Raw genomic sequence first — 13096 nt, forward strand, 5'->3', positions numbered from 1 at the left:
GGAGGCGCTATGGACATACCCAAGGACCGCTTTTACACCAAGACCCACGAGTGGGCCCTGCCCGAAGGGGACACGGTGCTGGTGGGCATCACCGACTACGCCCAAGACGCCTTGGGGGACGTGGTCTACGTGGAGCTTCCCGAGGTGGGGCGCAAGGTGGAGAAGGGCGAGGCGGTGGCGGTGGTGGAGAGCGTGAAGACCGCCTCCGACATCTACGCTCCCGTGGCCGGGGAGGTGGTGGAGGTGAACCTGGCCCTGGAGAAAACCCCGGAGCTCATCAACCAGGACCCCTATGGGGAGGGCTGGATCTTCCGCCTCCGTCCCCTGGACATGACGCACCTGGACGACCTCCTGGACGCCGACGGCTACCAGGAGGCTTTGGAGAGCGAGGCTTGATATGGCTTTCCCGAGGGCGGCCCTTTCCCGCACGGGTTTAGGCGGGGGGGCATGCTCCTCTGTGGCCCCGGGTCAAATGGCCCGGGGGCTTTGGTTAAGGATGGACCTATGGACTACACGCCCCATACCGAGGCGGAAATCCAGGAGATGCTCAGACGGGTGGGGGCGGAAAGCCTGGAGGACCTCTTCCGCCACCTGCCCGAAGAGATCCTAAACCCCGAGATCGCCCTGCCCGAGCCCTTGCCGGAGTGGGCGGTTCTGGAGGAGCTTGGGCGGCTTGCCGAGAGGAACAGGCCCGCCCGCAAGGCTTTTCTGGGCGGGGGGATCCGGAGCCACCACGCCCCCCCCGTGGTCCAGGCGCTGGCGAGCCGGGGGGAGTTCCTCACCGCCTACACCCCCTACCAGCCCGAGGTGAGCCAAGGGGTCCTGCAGGCCACCTTTGAGTATCAGACCATGATCGCCGAGCTCACGGGCCTCGAGGTGGCCAACGCCTCCATGTACGACGGCGCCACCGCCCTGGCGGAAGGCGTCTTGCTGGCCCTTCGGGAGACGGGGCGGATGAGCGTCTTGATCTCCCACGGGGTCCACCCCGAGTACCGGGCGGTCCTGAAGGCCTATCTGGAGGCGGTGGGGGCGGAGCTTAAGGTGCTTCCCCTGGAAGGGGGGCGCACCCCCTCCTTTCCCGTGCCCGAGGGGGTGGGGGCGGTGGTGGGCCAGAACCCCAACTACCTGGGGGCCTTGGAGGACCTCGCCCCCTTGGCGGAGGCGGCCCACCGGGCGGGGGCGCTTTTCGTGGCGGTGGCGGACCCCCTCTCCTTGGGGGTGCTCAAGCCCCCCGGGGCCTACGGGGCGGACATCGCCGTGGGGGACGGGCAGAGCCTGGGCCTGCCCATGGGCTTTGGCGGCCCCCATTTCGGCTACCTGGCCACCAAGAAGGCCTTCGTGCGCCAGCTCCCGGGGCGCCTTGTGTCCGAGACCGTGGACGCCGAGGGCAAGCGGGGCTTCATCCTCACCCTGCAGGCCCGGGAGCAGTACATAAGGCGGGCCAAGGCCAAGAGCAACATCACCACCAACGCCCAGCTCACCGCCCTCATGGGGGCCATGTACCTGGCAGCCCTGGGGCCCGAGGGGCTTAGGGAGGTGGCGCTTCGGGGCGTGGCCCTGGCCCACCGCCTCCACGACCTCCTGTTGGAGGTGCCGGGGGTGGAGCCCTTCACCCCAAAGCCCTTCTTCAACGAGTTCGCCCTCAGGCTTCCCAAGGCCCCGGGGGCGGTGCGGGAGGCCTTGGCGGCGCGGGGACTCCACGCCGCCACCCCCGTGCCCGAGGAGTACGGGGAGAACCTGGCCCTCTTCGCCGCCACGGAGCTTCACCAGGAGGAGGACCTTTTGGCCCTGCGGGAGGCGCTAAAGGAGGTGTTGGCGTGAGTTACCCCCTGATCTTTGAACGGAGCCGTAAGGGGAGGCGGGGCCTGAAGCTGGTGAAGGAGGCGCCCCGGGCGGAAGACCTCATCCCCAAGGCCTTCCTGCGGGAAGCGCCCCCCAGGCTTCCCGAGGTGGACGAGCTCACCCTGGTGCGGCACTACACCGGGCTTTCCCGCCGCCAGGTGGGGGTGGACACCACCTTCTACCCCTTGGGCAGCTGCACCATGAAGTACAACCCCAAGCTCCACGAGGAGGCGGCCCGCCTCTTCGCCGACCTCCACCCCTACCAGGACCCCAAGACGGCCCAAGGGGCCCTGGCGCTCATGTGGGAGCTGGGGGAGTACCTCAAGGCCCTCACGGGCATGGACGCCATCACCCTTCAGCCCGCCGCCGGGGCCCACGGGGAGCTCACGGGGATCCTCGTCATCCGCGCCTACCACGAGGACCGGGGGGAGGGGAAGGCGCGCCGGCTCGTGCTGGTGCCGGACTCGGCCCACGGCTCCAACCCCGCCACCGCCAGCATGGCGGGCTACCAGGTGAGGGAGGTGCCCTCGGGGCCCGACGGGGAGGTGGACCTCGAGGCCCTAAAGAGGGAGCTCGGCCCCCACGTGGCCGCCATCATGCTCACCAACCCCAACACCCTGGGGCTTTTTGAGCGGCGCATCCTGGAGATCTCCCGCCTGGCCAAGGAGGCGGGGGCGCAGCTTTACTACGACGGGGCCAACCTCAACGCCATCCTGGGCTGGGCCCGGCCCGGGGACATGGGCTTTGACGTGGTCCACCTCAACCTGCACAAGACCTTCACCGTGCCCCACGGGGGAGGCGGGCCCGGCTCGGGCCCTTTGGGGGTGAAGGCCCACCTGGCCCCTTACCTGCCCGTCCCTCTGGTGGCCAAGGGGGAGGAAGGCTACTACCTGGACTTTGACCGGCCCAAGAGCATCGGGCGGGTGAAGAGCTTCTACGGCAACTTCCTGGCCTTGGTGCGGGCCTGGGCCTACATCCGCACCCTGGGGCTTCCCGGGCTCAAGCGGGCGGCGGCCCTTGCCGTCCTGAACGCCCGCTACCTCAAGGAGCTCCTTAAGGAAAAGGGCTACCGCATCCCCTACGATGGGCCTTGCATGCACGAGTTCGTGGCCCAACCCCCGGCGGGCTTTAGGGCCCTGGACCTGGCCAAGGGGCTTTTGGAGCTGGGCTTCCACCCCCCCACGGTCTACTTCCCCCTCATCATCAAGGAGGCCCTCATGGTGGAGCCCACGGAAACGGAGAGCAAGGAGACCTCGAGGCCTTCGCCGAGGCCATGGTGGAGCTTTTGGCGAAGCCCAAGGAGTGGCTGGAAAACGCCCCCTACACCACCCCGGTGCGCCGCCTGGACGAGCTTAGGGCTAACAAGCGCCCCAAGCTCACCTACTTTGACGAGGGTTAGAGCCCGAAGTAGGCCCGGGCCAGGGCCACGTCCTGGGCGATCTGGGCCTTGAGGGCCTCGAGGCTGGGAAAGCGCCTTTCCTCCCGGAGGCGCTTCAGGAAGCGCACCCGGGCCTCCTCCCCGTAAAGCTCCCCGGCGAAGCCCAGGAGGTGGACCTCAAGCCGCCTTTCTTCCCCTCCCAGGGTGGGCCGGGTGCCCACGTTGGCCACCCCCTTGTAGCGGCCGAAGCCTCCTTCCACCTCCACGGCGTACACCCCGGGGGGCAGGACCTTCTTGGGGTGCACCGCCAGGTTGGCGGTGGGGAAGCCGAGCCTCCGCCCAAGCTTCTCCCCCTCCACCACCACCCCGTAGGCCCCGTAGGGGCGGCCCAGGAGGTGGCGGGCCTCCTCCACCTTCCCCTCCTGGAGGAGGGCGCGGATGCGGCTAGACTTCACCGCTTCCCCTCCCAGGGTGAGGAGGGGGACCACCCGGGTGGGGGCCACCCGGGAAAGCTCCTCCACTCCCCCCGCCCTTCCTTGCCCGAAGCGGAAGTCTTCCCCCACGTGGATGCGAACCGCCTCCAAGGCCTTTAGGTCCTCCAGAAAGGCTTCCGCCGGTCTTTTGGCAAAGGCCTCGTTGAAGGGCACCGCCAGGATGAGCTCCACCCCCACTTCCCGCAAGGCCTCCACCTTCTCCGTGAGGTCCATGAGGAACCCCTCCCCTCGGGTGAAGACCTTGGTGGGGGGATCAAAGGTGTAGACGAGGAGGGGTGCCTTGAGCACCTTGGCCTCGGCCAGGGCCTGGCGCAGGAGGTACTGGTGGCCCAGGTGCACCCCGTCAAAGGAGCCCACGGCCACCACCTTAGGCCCTTTGGGGACGTCAGCGACCTCGGAGAAAAGCATGGTAGTAGAGGACTCCCACGAGCCCCGTGGCCGAAAACTCCGCCCCGCCCCGGCGGTGCAGGGCTAAGGCTTCCTCCGGGTTTAGCCAGACCACCTCTATGGCCTCGTCCTCGTCGGGGGTGGCCTGGGCTTCCCTCAGGTTTTCCGCCAGGAAGACGAAGGTCTTCTCGTCGGTGAAACCGGGGGAGACGTAGAAGCTAAAGAGGGGGGTGAGGTCCCCGGTGAGCCCCGTTTCCTCGGCGAGCTCCCTTTGGGCCGCCGCCAGGGGATCTTCCCCGGGTTCAATGAGCCCCGCCGGGATCTCCAAGGGGGCAAGGCCTATGGCGGGGCGCATCTGGCGGACAAAGAGCATCTTGCCCTCTTGGAGGGCGATTACGGCCACCGCCGGTTTGTGCTCCACGATCTCGTAGCGCCCTTCCAGGGCCAGGTTCAGATGCGCCCGCGGTAGAGGTAGGTGCGGCTCACGCCTCCATGGTACGGGAAAACCCCGGGGGGCCTGCCCCCAGGGCTTTGGCGCCGCCCCTACTGCAGGGCGTTTAGCGTGGCCAGAAGGACGGCCCGGGTGTAGGTGGGGTTGTGGACGCCCTTGGAGCCGTCGTTTTGGATCAGGAGGTAGTTCCAGGCGGCCCGCACCACGGGGTCCTTGGTGAGGAAGACGGGCTGGCCCTTCTCGTCCCGGATGTCCCCAAGCTGGCTATAAAGCACCGTCCCGTCCGTGAGGGTCATCTTGAAGGCGATCTGCCCGGCGATGGAGAGGATGTCCACCCGGTACACCGGGGCCTTCACCGCCACGCCCTGGGTGAACTGGGCGTTTTCCGGGTTGTAGGCCCGCACGGTCTTGATGCGGTCCCGCACCGCCAGGACCTTGGCGTTCACCTTGGCGCGCAGGAGGGAGAGGAGGTGTTCGGTGTTCTCCTGCACCATCTCCTTGGTGTACTTGGCCCCGTGGCAGGAGGCGCAGAGGTTTTCCGGGGCCTTGAAGGTGTGGCTCGTGTACTCCCCGGTGCCCGCCAGGCTCATGTGGCAGGTGGAACAGGCGTTCCCCGTGAAGAAGGCGTGGGGGTTAGGCCAGTCCTTGGTGTCGTCCACGAAGTAGGCGTTCTTGCCCAGGATCACGTCCCCCTGGCTGGAGGCGTGGGGGTAGGTGTAGCGGCCCGGGTCCTCGGCGTTCCAGGTGATGCGGCCGTTGCGGGAGTTGTGGCAGGTGATGCACAAGGCGGCGTTGCCCACCGCCGTGGCCTTGAAGCCGGAGGGAGCATGGGGGTGTCGTGGACCAGGCGCAGGTCCCCGTCCTCGTCGTGGCAGGTATTGCAGGTGATGGGCCTCACCTGGTCCTTGGTGAGGCCCAAGGATTTAAGGTAGTCCACCGTGGCCGGCTTGCCGTCTGGGCCCACCAGGTTGCCAGGGTTGCCTTTCTTAAGCTGCTCCAGCCAAGCCAAAAAGCCTTGCTCGCTGTGGCAGCGGGCGCAGTGGGCGGCGTTGGCTTGACGGGCTTCCACCGTGGCCTCGGTGAGGGTCTTGAACCCCATGACCCCGTTGTTGTGGGCGCTTTGCTCCCACTCCTTCTGGATGGTCTCTTTGCTGGAGAAGGCCACCATGAGACCGAGGGCCAGGAGGGCCAAAAGGGCCTTTTTCATACACGCCACCTCCCTACGGTCTTAGCTCACACCCCCATCATGAAACAAGTCAAGGGTAATATGTCCCGAAAAGGGCTTTTTCCTGTACCCGGCCAAGCCTTCGGCCGCCCTCGCCTTCCCGGTATACTGGCGGCGTGTACGGGGTGCTGGTGTGGCCGCCCCCTGACCTGCGGGCCTTTTTGGAGGGTTTGCAGGCTCACCACGGGGTGCGGGGGTTCGGCCCCCCCCACCTGAACCTGCGCCAACCTTTTGATTGGCCCTATGAAGAGGAGGCCCTGAAGATCGCCTTGGAAGGCATCCTGCGGGGGCACGCTCCCTTCCGGCTGCGGCTTGGCGGGTGGGGTTATTTCCCCCAGGGGGTGGTCTACCTCCGGGCCTACGGCGGCACGCCTTTCCGCCGGCTTTACCACGCCCTCGAGCCCCTGGCCCCGCCCTTGAAGGAGATAGAGGGCCCGAGCTACCTGCCCCACATTACCCTGGCCTTGGGGCTTTCCGAAGCGGAGGCCAAGACCTTGGCGGAAGGGCTTCCCCCCCGCCCCGGCGTTCCTTTTGGGTAAAGGAGGTGGCCTTGGTGAAGGATCGGGAGGGGGAAGACCTCGTGGAGGTGGCGCGGTTTCCCCTCCTTAACCCAAGGCGATGAGGCTTAGGAGCACCCCCAGGGCGCGGGCAGGGCCGAGGCGCTCCCCTAAGAAGAGCCAGGCCAAGGCCACGGTGGTGGCGGGGTAGAAGGAGGAAACCGAGGCGGCCACGTCCAGCCGCCCCGCCTGGGCGGCGAGGAGGACCCAGGGAGGGACGGCCTTGGGAAGATGGACCTTGGGCTGGGGAAAGAAGAGGAGGACCAGGGCGAAGGCGGTGAGCCGGCGGGCCAGAGGAGGCCTTCCACCCGGTCCATGTGGACGTAGAAGCCGCCTAAGCCTAGCCCGGCGAGAAGGGCCCAGGGGCTTGGTTCTCCCTTCGGGCCTCGAGGCCAGCCACACCCCCAAAGCCCCGCCCCAAAGGGCGAAGGGCAGGTCCTGGGGGCGGAAGGGCTCCTGGCGGGCCTGAGCCAAAGCCAGGAAGGGGAGCCCTCCCAGGGGGGAGGCCCAGAGGACCACCGCCTGCGGGCGGTTTTGGCCTCCGTCCCGCCCCCGAAAGTCCCCCACCCCCAGGTGAGGGCGGAAAGGAGGCGGAAGCCCAAGGCGAGGCCCGTGGCGTCCATAAAAAAGGCCCCAGGCGGGGCCAGCGCCTGGGGGGAAGGCGGCTCAGTCCAGGAAGTCCCGGAGCTTCCGCGTGCGGGACTCGTGGTACTTGAGCTTCCTCAGAGCCTTGTTCTCAATCTGCCGGATCCTTTCCCGGGTCACGCCGAAGTAGGCCCCCACCTCCTCGAGGGTGTGCTCCCGGCCGTCAATGAGCCCCTTGCGGAGCTTGAGGACCATGGCCTCCCGCTCGGAGAGCTTGGAGAGGGCCTTTTCCAGCTCCTCGGAAAGGAGGCTTTGCGCCGCCGCCTCCACGGGGGAGGGAAGGTGCTCGTCGGGGATGAAGTCGCCGTAGAAGCTATCCTTCTCGTCCCCGATGGGGGTTTCCAGGGACACGGGTTCCTGGGCGATTTTAAGGGTTTCCTCCACCCGCTTGGCGTCCCAGCCCGGGCCCATGGCCTCGGCGATCTCCTCGTAGGTGGGCTCCCGGCCCAGCTCCTGCTGCAGTTGCCTTGCGGTGCGGGAGAGCTTGTTGATGGTCTCCACCATGTGGACCGGGATGCGGATGGTGCGGGCCTGGTCGGCGATGGCCCGGTTGATGGCCTGCCGGATCCACCAGGTGGCGTAGGTGGAGAACTTGAAGCGGCGCTTGTACTCAAACTTCTCCACCGCCCGGATGAGGCCTTGGTTACCCTCCTGGATGAGGTCAAGGAACGATAGGCCCCGCCCCGTGTACTTCTTGGCGATGGAGACCACGAGGCGCAGGTTGGCCTCAATGAGGTGTTGCCGCGCCGCCTCCCCTTCCCGGGCGATGTGCAGGTAGCGCTTGAGCTCCTTGGGGAGGCTTTTTAGCTTCTGATCCACCTCCTCCACCGTTTGGGGGTCCAGCCTGCCCTTGAGGCCGGGGATTTCCTGGATGCGGGCGGTGCCCAGGATCTTGGCCCGCACCACCTCGCGGATGAGGTCCTGGTCCAGCCCCGTGGCTTCGGAGAGCTTCTTGATGGCCTCCATGCCCTCCTCCACCTTCCTTGCGAGCTCAATCTCCTCTTCCAGGGTGAGGAGGGGCACCTGCCCGATCTCGTGCAGGTACTGGCGCACGGGGTCAGAGGTGGAAACCTTGGGAAGGACGAGTTCCTCCTCCTCCGCCTCCTCAAAAACCTCCTCACCCTCCGCCTCGGGGAGGAGGAGGTCGGCGTCCAGGTCCAGCCCTTCGTCCAAAAGGGCGAGGTCCCCCTCGGCTTCCAAGAGCTCGGGATCGGGGTCGGGGAGGTCGGCGAGGTCCTCCCCCGGGGCCTCCGCCTCCGGAAGGGCTTCTAAGGCGGTGAGGGTGTCCTTGGCCTCGGTCTCCTGCACCTTCGTCTTCTTGGTCTTGGCCTTTTTCAACGCCGTCCTCCCTCCTTTTTGGCGTAAAGCACCTTGTACTCCCTCACCAAGAGGGTTTTGAAGGCGCCGAAGCGCTCCTCCAGCAAGGGCTCGTACTTGAGAAAGGGGTTCGCCACCAGGAAAAACCCACTGCCCGGCGCTAGCCGGGCCGCCGCCGCTTCCACGAACGCCTGGGCCACATCCAGGATGACCGCACCCCCCACGTGAAAAGGGGGGTTCGTAACTATGATGTCAAACTGCTCCCCTTCCGTCAAGGCCTCGTCCACGTCCGAGTGCAGGACTCGCGCCTGGAGGTGGTTTTCCGCCAAGCTCCGGTTTAGGGAGAGTACCGAGACCAGATCGTCCTCCACCGCCGTCACCTCGCCACCCCACTGGGCGAGGGGCAAGGTGAGGGCTCCGTAGCCCGCCCCCAGGTCCAGCACCCGCTTGCCCCGCACCCCTTCCGGGCCTAGGGCGTTCCGGAGGGCTTGGAGGAGCAGGATGGAGGCGGGGTCCACCTTGCCGGCGGAGAAGACCCCGGGAAGGTGGTGAAAGGTGAAGGTTTCCCCAAGAAGCTTTGCCTGGAAGCTTCGCCAAAGGGGAGGCAGGGGTGGGGCCTCCTTCTCCTTTTCCAGGAGGGCCACCCGCACGGGGCCTTCCCGCTGGATGACCTCCCCGTACCCGAAAAGGGCCCTGGCCTCCTTGAAGTAGCGCTCAAAGCCCTTGTTCTTGTCCCCCGCCAGGTAGACCCTTCCCCCAAGGCGCAAGGCCCGGGCGGCGGACAGCAAGGTGGCCTCCACGTAGGCGGTCCCCCGGCCTGCGGGGAGCGCCAGGACCACCAGGTCATAAGCGCCTTCCTCCACCTCCCATGGGGGGGCAAGCCGAGCCCCTAGGCCGCTCGCCGCTAGGCAGCGGAAAGCGGCCCGGGAGGTTTCCAGCCGTTCCACCGCCATGCGCCCTTCCAGGGGGAGGCTGGCCCAGCCCACGCCGGGGTTCAGGTCCAAGGCGCGCTCCCCAAAGGGGGCCACGGCCTTTTGCAAGGCATCGTAGACGGGGTCCCGGTAGCCCCGGGCGCCCGGTTTCACGTAAAGAAGGCCGCCTTGCCGGGGCAGGGGGGTGAGGCGGTGGTAGGCCTCGAGGGTCAGGCTCACGTCTTTTCAGGATACGGGGCTTGGGGAGGAAGGGCAAATGTGATAGTATTCCTCTTCAAACCGCCCCTGGGGCGGGAAGGAGGCGAGCGTGGCCCTGGTGGTTCAAAAGTACGGCGGCACGTCCGTGGGCGACCTAGAGCGCATCCACAAGGTGGCCCAGCGCATCGCCCATTACCGGGAGAAGGGGCATAAACTTGCGGTGGTGGTCTCGGCCATGGGGCACACCACGGACGAGCTCATCGCCCTGGCCAAGCGGGTGAACCCGAGACCCCCCTTTCGCGAGCTGGACCTCCTCACCACCACGGGGGAGCAGGTTTCCGTGGCCCTCCTTTCCATGCAGCTTTGGGCCATGGGCATCCCCGCCAAGGGGTTTGTCCAGCACCAGATCGGCATCACCACCGACGGCCGCTACGGGGATGCCCGCATCCTCGAGGTGGACCCGAGGCGTATCCAAGAGGCCATGGACGGGGGCTACGTGGCGGTGATCGCCGGCTTTATGGGCACCACCCCGGAGGGGGAGATCACCACCTTGGGCCGCGGCGGTTCGGACACCACCGCCGTGGCCATCGCCGCCGCCTTGGGGGCCAAGGAGTGCGAGATCTACACGGACACGGAAGGGGTCTACACCACCGACCCCCACCTAATCCCCGAGGCGCGGAAGCTGGACGTCATCGGCTACGACCAGATGCTGGAGATGGCGGCCCTGGGGGCCAGGGTGCTCCACCCCCGGGCCGTCTACTACGCCAAGCGCTACGGGGTGGTGCTTCACGTGCGCTCCAGCTTCTCCTACAACCCCGGTACCCTGGTGAAGGAGGTTGACATGGAAATGGGCAAGGTGGTGACGGGCGCGGCCTTGGACCTGGACCACGCCCAGATCGGGCTTATCGGCATTCCCGACCAGCCGGGCATCGCCGCCAAGGTCTTCCAGGCCTTGGCGGAGCGGGGCATCGCCGTGGACATGATCATCCAAGGGGTGCCCGGCCACGACCCTTCCCGGCAGCAAATGGCCTTCACCGTGAAGAAGGACTTCGCCCAGGAGGCCCTCGAGGCCCTGGAGCCCGTCTTGGCGGAGATTGGCGGGGAGGCTATCCTGAGGCCGGACATCGCCAAGGTTTCCATCGTGGGGGTGGGGCTCGCCTCGGCCCCGGAGATCCCCGCCAAGATGTTCCAGGCGGTGGCCTCCACCGGGGCCAACATTGAGATGATCGCCACGAGCGAGGTGCGCATCTCCGTCATCATCCCCGCCGAGTACGCCGAGGCCGCCCTGCGCGCCGTGCACCAGGCCTTTGAACTGGATAAGCCCTGATGGAGCGGGAGGCGCCTTCGTGGGACGAGCTTCTCGCCTTGGTCCGCCTCCTGGCCGGGAAGCTTGGGGAAGAGCCCTTTGACCTCCTCCTGGGCATCGCCCGGGGGGGCCTCATCCCCGCGGCCCTCCTGGCCCAGGCCCTTTCCATCCGCAACATCCTCACCGCGGCGGTGATGTTCTACGAAGAGGGGGAGGAAACCCTGCCCGAGCCCGTTTTCCTCCAGTTCCCCCCTGACCCCCTCCTCTTCGGCAAGCGGGTCTTGGTGGTGGACGACGTCTGGGACTCGGGGCGCACCGCTTTCGCCGTGAAGGGGCGCATCCAAAGGGCGGGGGGTGTGCCCGTGGTGGCTACCCTCCACTTCAAACCGGGCCGCAACCGGGTGCCGGACCGCCCCGATTTCTACGCCAAGGAAACGGGGGCCTGGGTGGTCTATCCCTGGGCCCCCGAGGTCTGGCTTTAGAAGGCCTTAGATGAGGCCTAGGGCCTTCACCTGCGCCATCTCGTCCAGGAGCTCTTGGGCCGTGATTTCCATGCGCTTGCGGGCGAACTCGTTGATGGTAAGCCCCTCCACGATGCGGTACTCCCCGTCCTTGGCGGTCACGGGGAAGGAGTAGACGATGCCCTCGGGGATGCCGTACTCCCCTTGGGAGGGGACGGCCATGGATACCCAGTCCCCCTCCGGCGTGCCCAAGGCCCAGTCGCGGATGTGCTCAATGGCGGCGTTGGCGGCGCTGGCGGCGCTGGAAGCCCCCCGGGCCTGGATGATGGCCGCACCCCGCCCCGCCACGGTGGGGATAAACTCCTTCTCGTACCATTCCATGTCCACGAGTTCCAGGGCCGGCTTCCCGTCCACCTCGGCGTGGAAGAGGTCGGGGAACATGGTGGAGGAGTGGTTGCCCCAGACGGCGATGCGGCGGATCCGGTCCACGGCCACCCCCGTCTTCTTGGCCAGCTGGGCCTTGGCCCGGTTGTGGTCCAAGCGGGTCATGGCGGTGAAGTTCCGGGGGTTTAGGCCCGGGGCGTTCTTGTAGGCGATGAGGGCGTTGGTGTTGGCGGGGTTGCCCACCACCAGCACCTTCACCTCCTTCTTGGCCACCTCCGCCAGGGCCCGGCCCTGCTCGGTGAAGATCTTGCCGTTCATCTCCAGGAGGTCGCGCCGCTCCATGCCCGCCTTACGGGGGGCCGCCCCCACCAGGAGGGCGTAGTCGGCGTCCTTAAAGGCCGCCTTGGGGTCGTCGGTGGCCACCACCCCGGCCAAAAGCGGGAAGGCGCAGTCCTCCAGCTCCATGATGACCCCATCCAGGGCTCTCAGGGCTTGGGGGATTTCCAGAAGCTGCAGGATGATGGGCTGGTCCTTGCCCAGCATCTCCCCCGCGGCGATGCGGAAGAGAAGGCTATAACCGATCTGGCCTGCGGCGCCGGTGACCGCCACGCGAACAGGGCTTTTCATGCTTCCCTCCTTTGGGCTTACGCCCAAGGGGATTTTACGCTAACCCAAGTTGCTACCCAGCCATCTTCTGGGTCAGGAGACTGATGTTATGGGCCAGGACGAAGGTGAGAACTTTGATGACGAAACCCTCCTGGGTCACGGCGTGGATGCGCCTGGGGAAGAGGTGATGGAGCATGCTCCCCACCGTCTCCACCACCCTCCGCCCCACGATGGCCAGGTACTGCATCCAAGGGAGATACCGCCGGCTGTTCCTCCTGCGGATGACCATGGGAACAACCTCCTGGGCCTCCCGGAGGAGGTCCTCGTACAGATGGCTCTCGTACCCCCGGTCCAGGTAGAGCTCCGCCCCCTCGGGAAGGTCCAGGGGAAGGAGGAGAAGCGAAGCGAGGTCGTGGAAGCTCCCCGGGGTCAGGTTCACCTCGTGGACGAACTTCCCGTCGTCCACCAGGAGGTGGAGCTTGAGGCCGTGGAAGTAGACCCGCTTGCTGGGGATGAAGCCGCGGTAGGCCTTGTCCGGGAAGAGGCGGGAGCGGGGGGCGCGGATGTTCTCGCAGGCGGGGAGGGGGAAGGTGTCCAAGGCATACGCCTGGGCCTGGTGGAGGTGCTTCCAGACCTGGGCCAGGAGGTGGAGGAGGGGGAGAAGGAGGGGGTAGAGGGCGTGGAGCCTGCGGTTGAAGCGGCTTGGGGAGGGGACGTGGGTGAAGAGGCCGAGGTCTTTGGCGAGGGCCAGGGCCTTGTTGTGCTTGCCGCCGAACTCTAGGGCGGCAAGGAGGGCGAGGGTGAGGATGGCGGAGGCGGGCGTTTTGGCTTGGGGGTCATCCTTGTAGCCCATGGCTTGCAGGGCGTCGTCTATAATGCAAAAGGCCGCTATGAGACGGGAAAGCATAGCGGC

At 66.9% G+C, this 13096-nt stretch carries 12 protein-coding genes and 3 pseudogenes; 6 read left to right on the plus strand and 9 right to left on the minus strand.

What is annotated here, in order from left to right:
* Window positions 1–9: 9 nt before the first annotated feature.
* The 3 genes and pseudogenes from gcvH to gcvPB all read left to right on the plus strand — a co-directional run bounded on the left by gcvH (window position 10) and on the right by gcvPB (window position 3241).
* Window positions 10–396 carry a glycine cleavage system protein GcvH gene (gene gcvH / locus QT17_RS02145; protein ID WP_039455758.1) on the plus strand — a complete coding sequence of 129 codons (387 nt, stop codon included), beginning with the start codon at window positions 10–12 and terminating at the stop codon, window positions 394–396.
* Between the two features lie 108 nt (window positions 397–504).
* Window positions 505–1821 carry an aminomethyl-transferring glycine dehydrogenase subunit GcvPA gene (gene gcvPA, locus QT17_RS02150; protein ID WP_039455760.1) on the plus strand — a complete coding sequence of 439 codons (1317 nt, stop codon included), beginning with the start codon at window positions 505–507 and terminating at the stop codon, window positions 1819–1821.
* Window positions 1818–3241, plus strand: a pseudogene (gene gcvPB / locus QT17_RS02155) (aminomethyl-transferring glycine dehydrogenase subunit GcvPB). Before gcvPA ends, gcvPB begins: the two are co-directional and overlap by 4 nt.
* On the opposite strand, the gene ribF reads toward gcvPB, so the two are convergent.
* The 4 genes and pseudogenes from ribF to QT17_RS14185 all read right to left on the minus strand — a co-directional run bounded on the left by ribF (window position 3238) and on the right by QT17_RS14185 (window position 5759).
* Window positions 3238–4122 carry a riboflavin biosynthesis protein RibF gene (gene ribF / locus QT17_RS02160; RefSeq protein WP_039455763.1) on the minus strand — a complete coding sequence of 295 codons (885 nt, stop codon included), beginning with the start codon at window positions 4120–4122 and terminating at the stop codon, window positions 3238–3240. The pseudogene gcvPB and the gene ribF overlap by 4 nt on opposite strands.
* A pseudogene (locus QT17_RS13015) lies at window positions 4100–4587 on the minus strand (NUDIX domain-containing protein). The gene ribF and the pseudogene QT17_RS13015 overlap by 23 nt, the downstream one beginning before the upstream one ends.
* Window positions 4588–4644: 57 nt before the next feature.
* Entirely contained in the window at window positions 4645–5352 is a 708-nt protein-coding gene (locus QT17_RS14180; protein WP_235283684.1) for a hypothetical protein, read from the minus strand.
* A complete protein-coding gene (locus QT17_RS14185) occupies window positions 5235–5759 on the minus strand; it encodes a hypothetical protein (RefSeq protein ID WP_235283685.1) in 525 nt (174 codons plus the stop codon). The genes QT17_RS14180 and QT17_RS14185 overlap by 118 nt, the downstream gene beginning before the upstream one ends.
* A gap of 134 nt (window positions 5760–5893) precedes the next feature.
* Here QT17_RS14185 and QT17_RS02180 point away from each other — a divergent pair.
* Window positions 5894–6399: pseudogene (locus tag QT17_RS02180) on the plus strand (2'-5' RNA ligase family protein).
* Here QT17_RS02180 and QT17_RS02185 read toward each other — a convergent pair.
* The 3 genes from QT17_RS02185 to QT17_RS02195 all read right to left on the minus strand — a co-directional run bounded on the left by QT17_RS02185 (window position 6383) and on the right by QT17_RS02195 (window position 9447).
* Entirely contained in the window at window positions 6383–6901 is a 519-nt protein-coding gene (locus tag QT17_RS02185; protein ID WP_052155143.1) for an EamA family transporter, read from the minus strand. The pseudogene QT17_RS02180 and the gene QT17_RS02185 sit on opposite strands and share 17 nt — an antisense overlap.
* A 99-nt stretch (window positions 6902–7000) precedes the next feature.
* Window positions 7001–8317 (minus strand): RNA polymerase sigma factor RpoD, encoded by a 1317-nt coding sequence (gene rpoD, locus QT17_RS02190; RefSeq protein ID WP_039455765.1) that lies wholly within the window; start codon window positions 8315–8317, stop codon window positions 7001–7003.
* Window positions 8314–9447 (minus strand): class I SAM-dependent methyltransferase, encoded by a 1134-nt coding sequence (locus tag QT17_RS02195; RefSeq protein ID WP_039455767.1) that lies wholly within the window; start codon window positions 9445–9447, stop codon window positions 8314–8316. Before QT17_RS02195 ends, rpoD begins: the two co-directional genes overlap by 4 nt.
* Before the next feature lie 88 nt (window positions 9448–9535).
* Between QT17_RS02195 and QT17_RS02200 the strand changes: the two genes are divergently transcribed.
* On the plus strand, window positions 9536–10753 hold the full coding sequence (locus QT17_RS02200; RefSeq protein WP_039455769.1) for an aspartate kinase: 1218 nt from the start codon (window positions 9536–9538) through the stop codon (window positions 10751–10753).
* The gene (locus QT17_RS02205) at window positions 10753–11214 is read left to right on the plus strand and encodes a phosphoribosyltransferase (protein WP_039455771.1); all 462 of its coding nucleotides are present in this window, start codon (window positions 10753–10755) and stop codon (window positions 11212–11214) included. Before QT17_RS02200 ends, QT17_RS02205 begins: the two co-directional genes overlap by 1 nt.
* A 6-nt stretch (window positions 11215–11220) precedes the next feature.
* On the opposite strand, the gene QT17_RS02210 is transcribed toward QT17_RS02205, so the two are convergent.
* Window positions 11221–12204 carry a malate dehydrogenase gene (locus QT17_RS02210; protein WP_039455773.1) on the minus strand — a complete coding sequence of 328 codons (984 nt, stop codon included), beginning with the start codon at window positions 12202–12204 and terminating at the stop codon, window positions 11221–11223.
* Between the two features lie 52 nt (window positions 12205–12256).
* The gene (locus QT17_RS02215) at window positions 12257–13090 is read right to left on the minus strand and encodes an IS982 family transposase (protein WP_039454941.1); all 834 of its coding nucleotides are present in this window, start codon (window positions 13088–13090) and stop codon (window positions 12257–12259) included.
* Window positions 13091–13096: the final 6 nt, after the last annotated feature.

Source organism: Thermus sp. 2.9 (assembly GCF_000794385.1).
In the GTDB taxonomy this organism is placed as follows: Bacteria; Deinococcota; Deinococci; order Deinococcales; family Thermaceae; genus Thermus; species Thermus thalpophilus.